Source organism: Sphingomonas sp. KRR8 (genome assembly GCF_023559245.1).
Lineage (GTDB): Bacteria > Pseudomonadota > Alphaproteobacteria > Sphingomonadales > Sphingomonadaceae > Sphingomicrobium.
Genome location: NZ_CP097462.1, coordinates 2,083,439 through 2,097,014 on the forward strand (window position 1 = coordinate 2,083,439; position 13,576 = coordinate 2,097,014).

The window sequence follows — 13,576 nt, forward strand, 5'->3', positions numbered from 1 at the left end:
AGTGCCAAGACATGCGTTTGAGCGAATTCGTCGATTTCGAGTCCATCAAGTCCGCCCTTCCCGCCAGCAACAAGCGCGGGTTGTTCCAGCTGCTCGGCCAATTGGCGGCGCAGCGGCTCGGGCTTGATCCCGCCCAGGTGACAAGCGCTCTCAACGAGCGGGAGAAGCTTGGCTCGACCGGCTTCGGCAACGGGGTCGCAATTCCTCACGGCAAGATCGACGGGCTGGCGAGGGTCTGGTGCATGGTCGCCCGCCTGCCCGAGGCGATCGACTACAAGGCGATCGACAATCAGCCGGTCGACCTCGTGTTCTTCCTGCTCTCCCCGCCCGATTCCGGTGCGGAGCATCTGAAGGCGCTGGCCGCGGTCAGCCGGACCCTGCGCAACGCCGCGGCCGTGGAGCAATTGCGCGGCGCCCGCTCGCGCGATGCCCTGGCCGCCGTCCTGATGGGTGTCGATGAACGCGACGCCGCCTGACACGGGTGAGGCGGCGCATTTCCGGGCGCTCGAAGCGCTCTACGACTCCGCGCCCATCAACCGGCTTTTCGAATCGCGTCTGTCGATCTCGGCACCTGGTGAGTCTCTCATCCGGTTCGAGGTGCGGGAGGATGCCTTCCACGCCGCCGGCGCCGCGCATGGAACCCTCTATTTCAAGATGCTGGACGACGCGTCCTTTTATGCGGCGAACAGCCTGGTCAGTGACCGCTTTCTCCTGACCACCGCCTTCAACCTCCACTTCACCAAGCCGATGAAGGTTGGCCCGGCCGAGGCACATGGCCGGTGGATCAGCGGGCGCCGCCGCGTGTTCGTAGCCGAGGCGCGGATCGTCGATGCCAGCGGCGAAGAATGCGCGCGAGGCACCGGCACGTTCCTGCGCTCGCACATCGCGCTGGCCGGCCTGCCCGGCTATCGCTCCTGATCATGGACGCTCGGCTCGCGCCCGGAATTGAGGTCACTGCGCTAATCCGCCGCGCGGAGGGGCTGGGCGGCTTTGGCACCGTGCTCCACAAGGGTGATCCTGACCGCGGCACGATCGTCCTGGCGGTAGCTGAGCGCGGGGAACACCGCGCCCTTCTCGAGCGCCGCATGCAGGCGGACTGGAGCTACCGGTGGACGGTCGTCGGCGCATCTGCGGGTGATTCGGCCGGGGCCGTACAAGATGTTGCGCGTGTCCGCGCCCGGGACCCCGATTGCTGGGTGCTGGAACTGGATATCCCGTCGAGCGAACGATTCATCGCTGAAACGACCTCGGTGAGTTGACCCCCATTCGAATGCGGTGAACGGAGGAACCTGTTCAGCGGGGCACTTATTCGCGCAGCCATTTCGGGCCGCGTTTTAAGGGCACGCGAGACGGGGGACAGGCCAAGATGCGCGAGCGCTTTTCAGCTCGACGGTGCGCATCCGACGCTCGTCCACCGCATCAGGTTTGGTCCTTAATGCTGCATCGTTTCGCCATGATGATCGCTGGTATGGCTCTCGCCGCCGGCTCGGTCGCTCCTGCTCAGGTCGTCCCAGTCGCCGCATCCGCCACCGCTTCCGTCACGCCGACCGATGCCGTTGCAAAGACCTCCAACCCCTCGTCCCTTCTTCAGCCGGGTGAACCGCTGATCGCCGCCCCGGTGGTCGCGGCTCCTGAAGCGCCGACGCCGCTCGACACGGCTCAGCCGTCCGTCGATCGTTCCGAAAGCCTGACCGACAAAGTCGCCGAGCTGCGCTCCGCCAACGCCGGCAGCCGCGAGCTCGAGTGCCTCGCCGCCGGTGTCTACTTCGAATCCAAGAGCGAGCCGCTCGCTGGTCAGCTGGCCGTCGGCCAGGTGATCGCCAACCGCACCCACAGCAAGGGCCGCTTCCCGGCAAGCTACTGCGGCGTTCTGACCCAGCGTGGCCAGTTCAGCTTCGTTCGCGGCGGTCAGTGGCCGTCCGTCAGCAAGAGCAGCCGGCAGTGGCAGACGGCGGTCGCCATCGCCCGCATCGTCGATGGCAAGCTGCATGACGACGTTGCTCGTTCGGCCATGTTCTTCCACGCCAAGCGCGTGCATCCGGGCTGGCGGACGACGCAGGTCGCTTCGATCGGCAACCACATCTTCTATCGCTAAGTGCCCTAGCGCTTCGGTCCCGATTTGTTCTAATGTCGGCGGGTGAGTAGCGCCCCCGATTCCCTGATCCCCCCACCCTGTTTCGACGGCCTTCCGCCCGTTGCGGCCGAGGTCGCACGCGGGGTCACGCGGCTGTTCTGCCGCCAGGACCTGTTCGCCATCTGCGAGGTGCCGCTGCCGAACGGCCGCCGCGCCGACCTGATGGGGATCGATCCCAAGGGTCAGCTGACCATCGTCGAGATCAAAGTCAGCAAGGCCGACCTCACGACCGACGCCAAGTGGACCGACTATCTCGAATATTGCGACCGCTTCTTTTGGGCGGTCCCGCCGCATCTCTCCGCGCTGTGCGAGGAGGAGCGCTTCCTGCCGGGCGAGGCGGGCCTGATCGTCGCCGACCGCTATGACGCCGCCATCTGCCGCGCCGCTGCCCACCGCCCGCTGGCTCCGGCCAGGCGCAAGGCCGAAACCTTGCGCTTCGCCCGCCGCGCTGCCCGCCGGCTGAGCGCGCAACTCGACCCCAGCATGGGCTTCGACCGCTAGATCTTGGGCCCTGCCACGGGCCGGCCCGTCCGACCTTTCACCGTGTCCATCAGCTGCAGGATGGCCGCGCCCGAGCGGGTGTCCAGCTTGGCGTAATCGCGCGCGCTGCGGCCACTCGCGCTGTCACGACGATCCGGATTGGCGCCGGCCTGCAGCAGGCGCCGGATGATCTGGAGTTGCCGTGCCTGCACGGCCGCGATCAGCGGCGTCTCGCCCAGCCGGTTCGGGCGATCCACGGCGGCCCGATAATCGAGCAGGGTCTGCACCCCCTCTTCCCACCCGCCGCGCGCAGCCAGGTGGAGCGGGGTGTCACCGGCGCCATTGCCAAGATTCACGTCGCCACCCTTGGCCAGAAAATATGCGAGCCAGTCGCCGTCGCGCCGGGTGGTCACGACATGCAGCGCGCTTTCGCCCTTGTCATTGCGGAAGTTGATCATCGCGGCGCCGTTCGACTCAAGGTAGCCGAGCACCTTGTTGTTATCGCGCGACTTTACCGCCTCGACGAAGCCATAGCCGTCCGCGCCATAAGCGCTGCGGGCCGCCTGCGCGCTTGCTCCAGTTGGGATCATCAGCGCCAATCCCGCGATCGCCGCCAACCGCTTCGAAACCTTGCGCATTTCGCTCATCGCCCTGTTTACGACCTTGAAACCGCGGCTCTAGCAGACCACAGCAAGGCGGGAAATGAACAAGCCGACCGAAACGTCCTGGTGGTTGAGACCGCTGGCCACCCTCGACCGGGGCCAGTGGGAGGCGCTGTGCGATGGTTGCGGCCGCTGCTGCCTCCACAAATTGGAGGACGAGGATACGGGCGAGCTCTACCCCACCAACGTCGCCTGCAAGCTGCTCGACCGTAAAAGCGGTCAATGCGGTGATTACAAGAATCGCGCCCGTCACGTCGCCGATTGCGTGCAGCTCTCGCCGGATAAGCTCGACAGCCTGGAATGGCTGCCCTCGACCTGCGCCTACCGCCTGCGGGCCGACAATCTGCCGCTCCCTGACTGGCATTATCTGGTCAGCGGCAGCCGCGAGAGCGTGCATCAGGCAGGCATGTCGACTCGCGGCTGGACGATCAGCGAGACCGACGCCGGCGAACTTGAGTTCCATCTTGTCGACCGCGATCTTTGATCATCCCGACCTGCCGCTGCCGATCGCGCTGGTGCGCCACCACGCCGCGCGGCGCCTGCGCCTGCGGGTCGATCATGAACGGCGTCAGCTTCGCCTGACGATGCCGCCGCGCGGCTCGGCGCAGGCTGCGCTGCGCTGGGCGGGCGAACAGCGCGCCTGGGTTGAACGGCAACTCGCCGGGGCGCCCGGCCACTCCCCCCTCCACGATGGCGCAACGATCCCCCTCGAGGGACAGCCAGTCACGATCAGGGGCATCGTCGGACGGCGGGGAGTCAGTCACGTCGGCGACGAACTCCACGTCGGCGGCCCGGCCGACGCCCTGCCGCGCGCCACGTTGCGGTGGCTGCACAAACGCGCGCTCGATACGCTGAGCGCCGAAACAAGCGCCATTGCCGCGACGGCGGGCGTGTCCGTCTCGTCCGTGGCGATCGGCGATGCGGCGAGCCGATGGGGTAGCTGCTCGTCGGCAGGCGCGATCCGCTACAGCTGGCGACTGATCCTCGCGCCGGCCGAATGCCGCCGCTTCGTTGTCGCCCACGAAGTCGCGCACCGGCTGCACATGGATCACTCGCCCGCCTTCCGCCGGGCCGAGGAGCGGCTGTTCGGCGGCCCGGTTGGCCCCGCCCGAGCCTTATTGCGAGAAGTCGGGCCGGCGCTGCGGCTGATCGGCCGGGGCTGACGGCGGCGGAGAGCGGTCGGTCGGCGGCGGCGCACCTTCGCGCGGCGGCGGAGTGCCACCGAAAATGCGATCAAGCTCCGTCTGGTCAGGCGAGCCCTGCTGCTGCGGGGCTTGCTGCTGCTGCGGACCGGGCTGAGCGCCCATCGGGTCAGCCGGCTGGCTGGGCAGCGGATTGCCGTCGGCATCGACGAGCGGCTGACTGTCGCCAATGGTCGCGTTCAGATCCTCTTCGGGCGACAGCTGCCAGTCCGGCATCGGCACTTCGGTCTCGAACTGCTCGACAGGCCGATTGGCGACGGCGGCAACCATGAAATCGTGAAAAGCCCGGGCCGGCGCCGTGCCGCCCTGAAGGCCGGGAATCGGTCTGGCATCATCGCGACCCATCCACACGCCGGTGGTAAGCCCCGACGAGAAGCCCATGAACCATCCGTCCTTGTTGGAGGTGGTCGTTCCGGTCTTGCCCGCGACCGGTCGCCCGATCTGCGCCGCCCGGCCGGTGCCGGACAGAACGGCGGTCTGCAGCAGGTCCGTCATTTCGGCCGCCACCCATGGCGCGACCAGCACCCGGTTCTCGGTCGGCTCGTGTCGGTAAAGCAGCCGCCCGTCCGCAGTGACCACCCGAGTGATGGCGTAAGGCATGACCGCGACCCCCTTGTTCTCCACCGCGGCATACGCCCGGGTAAGGTCGATCAGGCGAACTTCGGAAGAGCCCAGCACCATCGATGGATACGTCGAGATCTGGCCGGAGATGCCGAAGCGGTGGGCCATGTCGGCAATGGTGGAAAAGCCGAGTTGCGCCCCGATCTTGGCGCTGATGGTGTTAATCGAACGGGCGAACGCCTCGCGCAGCGTGACCTGGCCCAGGTAGCTGCGGGTCGAGTTGCGCGGGGTCCAGCCCTCGATGGTGATCGGCTCATCGACCAAGGTGGTGGTCGGCTTCATCCCCGATTCGAGCGCTGCCAGGTAAACAAACAGCTTGAAGGCGGAGCCCGGCTGCCGCTGCGCCTGGGTCGCACGGTTATAGATGCTGTTCACGTAATCCTTGCCGCCGATCATCGACCGGACCGCCCCGTCGCGGTCCAGCGCGACCAGCGCACCCTGCGCACCCGCGGGGGTGTTGGCGGCGATCGCCTTGTCCGCCGCTGCCTGCATCCGCGTGTCGAGCGTGGTCCAGACGTCAATCGGGTCGCTGGTCTCATCAATCAGCGTGTCGAGCTGTGGCAGCGCCCAATCGGTGAAGTAGCGGATGCTATTCTGCTTCTGCGTCGGCTGCACCACGATTCGGGCCGGGTCGACGCTCTCGGCCGCAGCGCGGCTGATGAACCCGTTCTCGACCATGGACTGGAGCACTACCCCGGCACGGCCGCGCGCGGCTTCGACGTCGGCGGTGGGGGAGTAGTTCGACGGTGCCTTCACCAGTCCAGCGATGATGGTCGCCTCGCCCAGGCTCAGCTGCGTTGCGGGATGGCCGAAGAAGGTGCGGCTGGCGGCGTCGATGCCGTAGGCGCCGCCGCCGAAATAGACACGGTTGAGATAGAGCTCGAGGATCTGGTCCTTGCTGAACTTGCGCTCCAGGGCGAGCGCCAGGATGCCCTCACGCGCCTTGCGACCGAAGTTGCGGCTGTTGGTCAGAAAGATGTTGCGCGCCAGCTGCTGGGTGATGGTCGACCCGCCCTGGCTGAAGTGGCCGGTCTGCAGGCGCACCTTGATGGAGCGGGCCACGCCGATGGGGTCGACTCCGGGATGGCTGCGGAAGCGCTTGTCCTCCACCGCGATCATCGCCGCGCGCATGGTTGCGGGGATCTGCTCGTAGGGGATCCACTGGCCGAACGTCGGGCCGATGCTGACCAGTACCTTGCCGTCCGCCGAATGGACCCGGATCATCTGACCGAGGTCCTTGCGCTGCGCCAGCTCCGAATAAGACGGCAGCTGGCTCATCGCGATGGCAACGGTCACGCCAAGCGCGATCAGCCCGGCAAGAAAGGCGAACAGCCCCCACTTGAGGATACGTCCGAACCACCCGCCACGCCGGCGAGGTGGCGGCTGCTGGCGCGAGCTGTTCGGGGCGGGTCGGCGAGAAGGCGCAGCCATGGGTGGGCGCAAGGCTTAGGGGCTGCCCACCCCGGCGGCAAGCGTCACTCGGACGCGGCGTCTTTCTTGCCCGCGAAGTCGAGGCTGGCCGAGTTGATGCAGTAGCGCAGGCCCTCGGGTCCCGGTCCGTCGGGGAAGACGTGACCAAGGTGGCCCTCGCACTTGGCGCAGCGCACCTCGACCCGGGTCATGCCGTGGCTGGTGTCGGTGATCTCCTTGACGGCGTCGGCCGCCGCCGGAGCGGTGAAGCTCGGCCAGCCCGAGCCGCTCTCATATTTGGTGTCGCTGGCGAACAGCGGCTCGCCGCAGCCGGCGCAGACATATTGCCCCTGTTCCTTGTTTCCCAGCAGTTCGCCGGTCCAGGGCGCTTCGGTCCCGTGCTGGCGGAGAATCCGATAGCGGTCCGGGCCAAGCTTCTCGCGCCATTCCTGCTCGGTCTTGGGCATGTCGGTCATGCTGAATTCCTTTCGGGCGCCTATGTGGGAAGCGGCCAGGGGCGCGGCAACTGCATCCTCCGGGCTTGTCCCTCGTTGCAGCAAGCGTGAGCACCATCCGCCTGCCAGAGGAAAACGCGCGCGACCTCATGCTGGTTCGCGCGATCGAGAGCGAGGATCGCGACGGCGCCGTCCTGACCCGGGAGGACCGGCAGTTCGCCACCGCGGCCGGGCTTCGTGACGGCGCGCCGGACAAGGTCGGCAAGGGCACCGGGCGCTTCCTCGAGCGGCGCTCGGCGGTGGCGCTGGAACGATTGCTGCCACGCTTTCCCGCGCTGCGGCGCGCCTATTCGCTGTCGCGGTGGCCACGCTGGCTCAACTGGGCGGTGCCGCTGGCGGCGCTGGCTGTCGGCTTCCTCAGCCATGAGCTCGACGGAGAGAAGCTCAACATCCTCGCCTTTCCGCTGCTCGGCATGCTGGCGTGGAACGCCTTCGTCTACGGCTGGCTGCTGGTGGAAAGCGTTCGACACCGTCGCGGCGGACACCCGCTGCTCGCGACTCTGGAGAAGCTCGGGCGGCCCTTCGCGCCGCGCCTGTCCTCACAGCCCAGCCTGGAACGCGGAATGGCGCGCTTCGCCCGTGATTGGGCGGTCACGGCCGGGCCGCTGACCGATGCCCGGGCCAAGCGGACCTTCCACCTCGGCGCGGCGCTGTTCGCTCTGGGTATCATCGGCGGAATGCTGATCCGTGCGCGCTATACGGCCGAGTATCGCGCGGGGTGGTCCGGCACGTGGAGCGGCGCGGAAAACGAGATCAGCGCCTTCCTCTCGGTGTTGTTCGCTCCCGCCTCCTGGGTGACCGGCATTCCGCTGCCGACGCCCGAACGGCTGCGCGCCCTGCGCGGCGGGGCCGAGAATGCCGGGGACTGGCTGTTGCTGTGGGCCACCACCGCGACCCTGTTCGTGATCGGCCCGAGACTGGTGCTGGCCGGCTGGAGCGCGGTTCGCGCAGCGGCGCTGGCGCGGCGGATGAGCGTTCCGGGCGAAGAGGATTTCTATGTCCGTACCCTACTCCGCAGCGCGCTTGGCCGCGCGGGAGAAGCGCTGGTCGTGCCTTATGCGACCACTCCCTCTCCGGCGGCGCGAGAGCGGCTCGAACGGCTGCTCGGCCAGGCGCTGGGCGAGAATATGCGGGTCGTGGTGGATCAGCCGGTGCCCTACGGCGCCGAAGAGGATTGGCTCGCCGCCAATCGCGCCCGTTTGACGGCGGCGGACCAGCTGGTGCTGCTGTTCAGCCTGTCCTCCACTCCGGAGGAGGAAAACCACGGTGCCTTCGCGCGCGAGGCCGCGGCGGCGCTGCGCGGCGGCGGAGCCGGGCTAACCCTGCTGGTCGACGACAGCGGCCTTCGTGAGCGGTTGCGCGGTCAAGGCTCAGGCCAGCGCCGCCTGGAGGAACGCGCGACGGCCTGGCGGCAGGTTCTGGCGGGAAGCACCGGCCTCGATCCCGTCATCCTCTCGCTGGAACTCGGCGAAGAGGAGGTCGGCGCCCGGCTGCTCGAGCGCGCTTTGTTGCGGACCCCGGTGCCGGCATGAACGCCGAGCGGATCATCAATCTTAGCCTCGTCAGCCACACCAATGCGGGGAAGACGACGCTCGTACGGACCCTCCTCGGCCAGGACGTCGGCGAGGTCCGCGACGCCGCGCATGTAACGGAGGCGGCGACCGGCTACGTCCTCCTTCAGGCCGGCGGCGATACGCTGATGCTGTGGGACACGCCCGGCTTTGGCGACACCGCCCGGCTAGTCGGCCGGCTGCGCCAGGCCGGCAATCCTATCGGTTGGTTCCTGACCCAGGTGTGGGATCGTTGGCGCGACCGTCCCCTGTGGTCGAGCCAGCAGGCCATCCGCAATGCGCGGGATGAGGCCGATGTCATCCTTTACCTGGTGAACGCTGCCGAGGACCCGGCGGCCGCTACCTACATCCCGCTGGAAATGGAGGTTCTGGAGTGGATCGGCAAACCCATCCTGCTGCTGCTCAACCAGGTCGGCGCGCCATCCGAGCAAAGCCGCACGGAAGAGGAACGCTGGCGCCAGACCGTCGCTGAACGGCCCTTGGTGCGTGGTGTGGTGACGCTGGACGCCTTTGCCCGCTGCTGGGTCCAGGAGGGAGAGCTGCTGGACAGCGTGGCGCCCTTGCTTCCCGCCGAGCAGCAGGGGCCTTTGGCAACGATCGCCGGGGCCTGGGCCGCGCGTAATTTGCAGCGCTTCCATGCTTCGATGCAGGTGCTGGCTGCGCAACTCGCTTCGGCCGTGACCGACCGGGAAGAAATCGGGGAGCGCAAGCTCACGGACCGCTTGCGCGGCGCGATCATGCATCCGGTCGCTGGTGACAGCTCGCCGCAGGGGGAGCGCGCGATGGGCAAGCTGGCCGAGCGCCTCGACGTGCTGATCCGCCGCTCGACCGACGAACTGATCGCCCTGCATGGCCTGGCGGGTCGCGCCGCCGGTGAGGTGCTGAAGCGGATGCGCGACGATTTCCGCGAGACCGCCCCCGCGCGCGAGGGTGTTGCCACAGTGCTTGGCGGGTTGGTTTCAGGTGCTGCCGGCGGGCTTGCCGCCGACCTCGCGGTTGGCGGACTTACGCTGGGCGGCGGCATGTTCATCGGCTCGGTACTCGGCGCTTTCGGTGCGAAGACAGCGGCGCGCGGCTACAACATGACCGTGGCCGGTGGCTCGGATGCGAACGCTGTTCGCTGGTCCGACGAGTTCCTCGCGGGCCTGATCCGCGCCGCGCTGCTGCGCTACCTGGCGGTGGCGCACTTCGGCCGGGGCCGGGGGCAGTGGGAAGAGGGCGAGCATCCCGCGCACTGGAGTGAGGCCGTCGATCGTGCACTCGAGCCGGAGCGCGGCGCGATCAATGCCGCGATCGGCAAGCGGAAGGAAGGCGAGGCGGCAGTCGAGCACGCGCTTGAGGCGGTGCTGGCGCGAACAGCGCGCCGGCTGCTCCTCGGATTATATCCCGAGGCCGAGGCGATCTTCCGCAATGAGGAGCGGCTTACGGCCGCGGGTGCGGCAACGATGATCGGGGCTGAAGAGAGTGGCGCGTCAACGCCTGCGCGACATCAGTTGTCGTGAGCAAACCAGCTGACCTGCCCGCGGCAGGTCAGCTTACCGATTTGATGGTGCGGTCGAGAAGACTCGAACTTCCACGTCCTTTCGGACACAACGACCTCAACGTTGCGCGTCTACCAATTCCGCCACGACCGCATGTTCTTGGCGGCGCGGCCCTAGCAGCGGTCCGCACCCCACGCAACCGTGTCAGCCCTCCTTGCCGGCGGCGCGGCAGGGACCGTTGGAAGGACGCTGCTTGTCGAGCGAAACGTCAAGGCACGCCGCTGACGGCGGGATGTTCAGCTCCGCGCTGTTGAAGCTCGCGCTGGTGCCCGGCTGGAGCGAGGGCGCGGGCGGCGGAATTGTCCAGCGATAGACCACCTGCTGGTCCAGGCTCCGCAACTGCGCCTGCAGCGGCGGGACGGGTTGGGTCTGGTCGGTGGGGTTGATCACCTTCCCGCTCACCTCCAGCACCTGCTGCCCGCTGGCGAGGGTGCGGCGGCTTTGCTGGTCGACCTGGACCTTGAGCTGGGTGTCGCTGACCTGCGCCAGGCCGAGCCGTTCCTTGAAGCTGTTCGGCGCGAGGAACCAGAAGGCGAGCACCGCGAGAACGATCAGCACGAGGGCCACAAGCAGGCCGATCAAGCCCTTGCCCCGGCCGCCGCCGATGTCCTCGTCACCGCGGTCGTAGGCGGCGAAGTCGGCGTCGGCGGGCTCGGCCGCGCCCGGCGCAACCCAGCCCATCTCCTCGCCGGCCGGCAGCGCAGGCGTCGCGAGCCCCGGGTCATGCGCGACCAGGTACGGCAGCGGCTCGCGTTCGTGCTCGTGCTCGCCATGCTCCTCGTGCGCGTCCTGCTCGGCGGGTTCAGCGGGTTCAGCCGGTTCGGCCCGCGCCGCTGCCACCCAACCGCTTTCGGCCGCCCTAGGCTGAGGGTCCGGCAATGGCGATGAGTCCGGATCATCAGCGTAAGCGCCTTGGTCCGCGACGTCCGGATGGGCATGGTCGGACAAAGCCGCTTCCGCCGGCTTGCCGCTTTCCTCACCCGCCGGATGCGTGTTCGCCTCTGGCGAGGGATAATCGGTGGCGGTCGGTTCGGCGGCTGCGGGCGCGATGGCGCCTTCGTCGCCGGAGTCCGTTTCCGGATCCTGATGCCAGCTATGCTTGCAGTTGGCGCAGCGGACCTGGCGCCCACCCGGCGGAACGGCGCCGTCCTTCACCGTATAGCGTGTCCCGCAAGCCGGACAGGTGAGGATCATTGTATAAGCCCTTTGCCCCTGATGGTTGCCTTCACGTAAACCGCACAGCGGCGGCATTGGCAAGGCAGCGGCGCCATGCAAGAGAATCGGCGCGCGTATACGGGGGGTGACCAGGGAGTGAGCGGCGGGCACGCCATTGTCGAGTTCGACAGCGTCGGCCTGCGCTACGGCACCGGCGCCGAGGTCCTCAAGGACATGGACTTCCGGCTGAATCGCGGGGGATTCACCTACCTCACGGGGCCGTCCGGCGCCGGCAAGACCTCGCTGATGAAGCTGCTCTACCTCGCCCAGGCGCCGACCCGCGGTCGGATCCGCCTGTTCGGCGAGGAATTGAGCGACGCCCCGCGTGAGGCGATGCCCGCGTTTCGGCGGCGGATCGGGGTGGTGTTCCAGGACTTCCGGCTGGTCCGCCACCTGTCGGCCTTCGACAATGTCGCGCTTCCGCTGCGCATCGCCGGTCGGCCCGAGTCCGAGGTCAGCACCAGCGTTCGCGAACTGCTCGACTGGGTCGGCCTGGCGGACCGCGCGGCTGCGCCGCCGCCTACCCTGTCTGGCGGGGAGCAGCAGCGGGTGGCCATCGCACGGGCCGTGGTCGCCCATCCCGAACTGCTGGTCGCGGACGAGCCGACCGGCAACGTCGACGCGGACATGGCCAAGCGCCTGCTGCACCTGTTCGAGAGCCTCAACCGGCTTGGCACCACCGTGCTGGTCGCGACCCACGACCTGTCCCTGATCGCCGCAACCAAGGGCGCGCAGATGATGCGGCTGGAGGGCGGGCGGCTGGTGGATCCGACCGGCGCGCTCAAGCATCCGCCGCAGCGGCCGAGCCTTTCATGAAGATGACGCGACCGGATCCCCTGCTTGGCGACCAACTGTTGCTGCCCGATCGCGGGCCGCGGCTGGCCCCATGGCTCATCGGCGTGCTGATGTTCGTGACCGTGCTGGTCGGCGCCGCCGGCCTGACGCTCGCCAACGCCGCCCGGTTGGTGGCGGCGGGGGCGGAGCAGCGCTGGTCGGTCCAGCTTCCTGGCGGGGCGCGGACCGCCGCACCGCTGGCGAAGCGGCTTGGCCAGGCGCCCGGCGTCGCCGCGGTCAGCGCACTGCCCGAAGCGCGGGTCCGCGACCTGGTGGGCCAGTGGCTTGGCCCCGAGCTGGCGCAAAGCCCGGACCTGCCGCTGCCCGGCCTGATCGACGTGACCCTTGCGCCCGGTGCGTCGCCCGCACCGCTGCGCCACGCACTTGCGCAAGCCGCGCCCACCGCCCGGCTGCAGTCCTTTTCCGATCAGCTCGGCCCGCTGCTGGCCAATCTTCGGCTGCTCCAGGCCATCGCCCTGGCACTGGTGCTGATGATGGCGGCGGCAAGCGCGGCGGCGGTGATGCTGGCGACGCGCAGCGCCTATGAAGCGCATCGCGGCACGATCGAGGTGCTGCATGGCATTGGCGCCACCGATCGCCAGCTCGCCGCCCTGTTCCAGCGGCGCATGACGCGCGAGGCGCTGATCGGCGGGGTGATCGGGACGATCGCGGGCCTGTTGCTGATCTTTCTGACGCTGACGACCAGCGGCGCCTTCCTCGCCATTGCCGCCGATGGCCCAGCTCTCCGCCCGATCGACCTGGTGGTGCTCGCCATCCTTCCCTTCGCCGGGGCGCTGCTGGCGCGGTTGGTTGCGCGGGCGACGATAAACCGGGCATTGCGGGCAACGCTATGATCCTGCGCCTCGCCGCCATCCTCCTGCTCCTCTACGCGCTGGGCTTCGCGCTGTTCAGCGTCACATTGGGCCAGCCGGCCGGAGCGGACGTGACGCAGGCGATCGTGGTCCTGACCGGCGGCCCCAACCGGATCGAGCGCGGCGTCGCGCTGATGCGGGAAGGACGGGCCAGGCGCATGCTGATCGCCGGCGCCGATCCCAGCGTGTCGAGGGCCGACCTGCAGAAGCGGCTCGGCCCCGGGACGAGCAAGGTGCTGCGCTGCTGCGTCGATCTGGGCTCGGAAAGCGTGGACACCCGCTCCAACGCCGAGGAGGCGGGGCGCTGGCTCAGCAAGAACGGCTTCACCTCGCTGCGGCTGGTGACCAGCGACTGGCACATGCGGCGCGCCGCCTATGAGTTCCGCCATCACTTGGGACCGCGCTATTCCCTGCTGACCGACGCGGTGCCGACCAGGCCGCGGTTCCTCACCCTGTTCGGCGAGTACAATAAATATGTCCTCCGCCGGGCGGCGGTGTGGCTCGACATGTAAGGCGCGC

General features: G+C 68.4%; 16 protein-coding genes and 1 tRNA gene. 12 read left to right on the forward strand and 5 right to left on the reverse strand.

The genetic code is table 11. The features are described 5' to 3' along the window. Nucleotides 1-11: 11 nt before the first annotated feature. From M8312_RS10475 to M8312_RS10495, 5 genes are all read left to right on the forward strand, one after another. Entirely contained in the window at nt 12-476 is a 465-nt protein-coding gene (locus M8312_RS10475; protein ID WP_250117638.1) for a PTS sugar transporter subunit IIA, read from the forward strand. Beyond that, the gene (locus tag M8312_RS10480) at nt 457-918 is read left to right on the forward strand and encodes a PaaI family thioesterase (protein ID WP_250117639.1); all 462 of its coding nucleotides are present in this window, start codon (nt 457-459) and stop codon (nt 916-918) included. Before M8312_RS10475 ends, M8312_RS10480 begins: the two co-directional genes overlap by 20 nt. 2 nt (nt 919-920) lie before the next feature. Then, nucleotides 921-1,259, forward strand: a complete 339-nt coding sequence (locus M8312_RS10485) for a DUF1491 family protein (protein ID WP_250117640.1) — start codon at nt 921-923, stop codon at nt 1,257-1,259. A gap of 176 nt (nt 1,260-1,435) precedes the next feature. Next, nucleotides 1,436-2,095, forward strand: coding sequence for a cell wall hydrolase (locus M8312_RS10490; protein WP_250117641.1), 660 nt, complete (start codon nt 1,436-1,438; stop codon nt 2,093-2,095). A 42-nt stretch (nt 2,096-2,137) separates the two neighbouring features. After that, nucleotides 2,138-2,635, forward strand: coding sequence for an MmcB family DNA repair protein (locus M8312_RS10495; RefSeq protein ID WP_502957412.1), 498 nt, complete (start codon nt 2,138-2,140; stop codon nt 2,633-2,635). Here M8312_RS10495 and M8312_RS10500 read toward each other — a convergent pair. Beyond that, the gene (locus M8312_RS10500) at nt 2,632-3,252 is read right to left on the reverse strand and encodes an ankyrin repeat domain-containing protein (RefSeq protein WP_250117642.1); all 621 of its coding nucleotides are present in this window, start codon (nt 3,250-3,252) and stop codon (nt 2,632-2,634) included. The two genes, M8312_RS10495 and M8312_RS10500, sit on opposite strands and share 4 nt — an antisense overlap. A 64-nt stretch (nt 3,253-3,316) precedes the next feature. Here M8312_RS10500 and M8312_RS10505 point away from each other — a divergent pair, with 64 nt between their 5' ends. Both M8312_RS10505 and M8312_RS10510 read left to right on the forward strand, forming a co-directional pair. Beyond that, nucleotides 3,317-3,760 carry a YcgN family cysteine cluster protein gene (locus tag M8312_RS10505; protein WP_250117643.1) on the forward strand — a complete coding sequence of 148 codons (444 nt, stop codon included), beginning with the start codon at nt 3,317-3,319 and terminating at the stop codon, nt 3,758-3,760. Continuing rightward, nucleotides 3,741-4,439 carry a M48 family metallopeptidase gene (locus M8312_RS10510; protein ID WP_250117644.1) on the forward strand — a complete coding sequence of 233 codons (699 nt, stop codon included), beginning with the start codon at nt 3,741-3,743 and terminating at the stop codon, nt 4,437-4,439. The genes M8312_RS10505 and M8312_RS10510 overlap by 20 nt, the downstream gene beginning before the upstream one ends. On the opposite strand, the gene M8312_RS10515 is transcribed toward M8312_RS10510, so the two are convergent. Together M8312_RS10515 and msrB are read right to left on the reverse strand one after the other, a co-directional pair. Next, nucleotides 4,392-6,530 (reverse strand): transglycosylase domain-containing protein, encoded by a 2,139-nt coding sequence (locus M8312_RS10515; protein ID WP_502957413.1) that lies wholly within the window; start codon nt 6,528-6,530, stop codon nt 4,392-4,394. The genes M8312_RS10510 and M8312_RS10515 overlap by 48 nt on opposite strands. A 44-nt stretch (nt 6,531-6,574) precedes the next feature. Continuing rightward, the gene (gene msrB / locus M8312_RS10520) at nt 6,575-6,985 is read right to left on the reverse strand and encodes a peptide-methionine (R)-S-oxide reductase MsrB (protein ID WP_250117645.1); all 411 of its coding nucleotides are present in this window, start codon (nt 6,983-6,985) and stop codon (nt 6,575-6,577) included. A gap of 86 nt (nt 6,986-7,071) precedes the next feature. Here msrB and M8312_RS10525 point away from each other — a divergent pair, with 86 nt between their 5' ends. Both M8312_RS10525 and M8312_RS10530 read left to right on the forward strand, forming a co-directional pair. Continuing rightward, nucleotides 7,072-8,556 carry a hypothetical protein gene (locus tag M8312_RS10525; RefSeq protein WP_250117646.1) on the forward strand — a complete coding sequence of 495 codons (1,485 nt, stop codon included), beginning with the start codon at nt 7,072-7,074 and terminating at the stop codon, nt 8,554-8,556. Then, a complete protein-coding gene (locus tag M8312_RS10530) occupies nt 8,553-10,097 on the forward strand; it encodes a DUF3482 domain-containing protein (protein ID WP_250117647.1) in 1,545 nt (514 codons plus the stop codon). The genes M8312_RS10525 and M8312_RS10530 overlap by 4 nt, the downstream gene beginning before the upstream one ends. Nucleotides 10,098-10,142: 45 nt before the next feature. On the opposite strand, the gene M8312_RS10535 is transcribed toward M8312_RS10530, so the two are convergent. Next, nucleotides 10,143-10,229: transfer RNA gene (locus tag M8312_RS10535), tRNA-Leu, on the reverse strand. A 51-nt stretch (nt 10,230-10,280) separates the two neighbouring features. Next, nucleotides 10,281-11,330 carry a zinc-ribbon domain-containing protein gene (locus tag M8312_RS10540; protein WP_250117648.1) on the reverse strand — a complete coding sequence of 350 codons (1,050 nt, stop codon included), beginning with the start codon at nt 11,328-11,330 and terminating at the stop codon, nt 10,281-10,283. Nucleotides 11,331-11,405: 75 nt separating this feature from the next. Here M8312_RS10540 and ftsE point away from each other — a divergent pair, with 75 nt between their 5' ends. Genes ftsE through M8312_RS10555 form a run of 3 tightly spaced genes read left to right on the forward strand, consistent with a single transcriptional unit; the run spans nt 11,406 to nt 13,569 of the window. Beyond that, nucleotides 11,406-12,167, forward strand: a complete 762-nt coding sequence (gene ftsE, locus M8312_RS10545; RefSeq protein WP_250117649.1) for a cell division ATP-binding protein FtsE — start codon at nt 11,406-11,408, stop codon at nt 12,165-12,167. Nucleotides 12,168-12,169: 2 nt separating this feature from the next. Beyond that, nucleotides 12,170-13,039: a cell division protein FtsX gene (locus tag M8312_RS10550; RefSeq protein ID WP_250117650.1), complete on the forward strand. Its 870-nt coding sequence runs from the start codon at nt 12,170-12,172 to the stop codon at nt 13,037-13,039. After that, nucleotides 13,036-13,569, forward strand: a complete 534-nt coding sequence (locus M8312_RS10555) for a YdcF family protein (RefSeq protein WP_250117651.1) — start codon at nt 13,036-13,038, stop codon at nt 13,567-13,569. Before M8312_RS10550 ends, M8312_RS10555 begins: the two co-directional genes overlap by 4 nt. Nucleotides 13,570-13,576: the final 7 nt, after the last annotated feature.

What these genes read in the sequence shown, in the direction of transcription:
- M8312_RS10475 (WP_250117638.1), top strand. Translation starts at nt 12, where the DNA reads ATGCGTTTGAGCGAATTCGTCGATTTCGAGTCCATCAAGTCCGCCCTT.
- M8312_RS10480 (WP_250117639.1), top strand. Translation starts at nt 457, where the DNA reads ATGAACGCGACGCCGCCTGACACGGGTGAGGCGGCGCATTTCCGGGCG.
- M8312_RS10485 (WP_250117640.1), top strand. Translation starts at nt 921, where the DNA reads ATGGACGCTCGGCTCGCGCCCGGAATTGAGGTCACTGCGCTAATCCGC.
- M8312_RS10490 (WP_250117641.1), top strand. Translation starts at nt 1,436, where the DNA reads ATGCTGCATCGTTTCGCCATGATGATCGCTGGTATGGCTCTCGCCGCC.
- M8312_RS10500 (WP_250117642.1), bottom strand. Translation starts at nt 3,252, where the DNA reads ATGCGCAAGGTTTCGAAGCGGTTGGCGGCGATCGCGGGATTGGCGCTG.
- M8312_RS10505 (WP_250117643.1), top strand. Translation starts at nt 3,317, where the DNA reads ATGAACAAGCCGACCGAAACGTCCTGGTGGTTGAGACCGCTGGCCACC.
- M8312_RS10515 (WP_502957413.1), bottom strand. Translation starts at nt 6,530, where the DNA reads ATGGCTGCGCCTTCTCGCCGACCCGCCCCGAACAGCTCGCGCCAGCAG.
- msrB (WP_250117645.1), bottom strand. Translation starts at nt 6,985, where the DNA reads ATGACCGACATGCCCAAGACCGAGCAGGAATGGCGCGAGAAGCTTGGC.
- M8312_RS10530 (WP_250117647.1), top strand. Translation starts at nt 8,553, where the DNA reads ATGAACGCCGAGCGGATCATCAATCTTAGCCTCGTCAGCCACACCAAT.
- M8312_RS10540 (WP_250117648.1), bottom strand. Translation starts at nt 11,330, where the DNA reads ATGATCCTCACCTGTCCGGCTTGCGGGACACGCTATACGGTGAAGGAC.
- ftsE (WP_250117649.1), top strand. Translation starts at nt 11,406, where the DNA reads ATGCAAGAGAATCGGCGCGCGTATACGGGGGGTGACCAGGGAGTGAGC.
- M8312_RS10550 (WP_250117650.1), top strand. Translation starts at nt 12,170, where the DNA reads ATGACGCGACCGGATCCCCTGCTTGGCGACCAACTGTTGCTGCCCGAT.
- M8312_RS10555 (WP_250117651.1), top strand. Translation starts at nt 13,036, where the DNA reads ATGATCCTGCGCCTCGCCGCCATCCTCCTGCTCCTCTACGCGCTGGGC.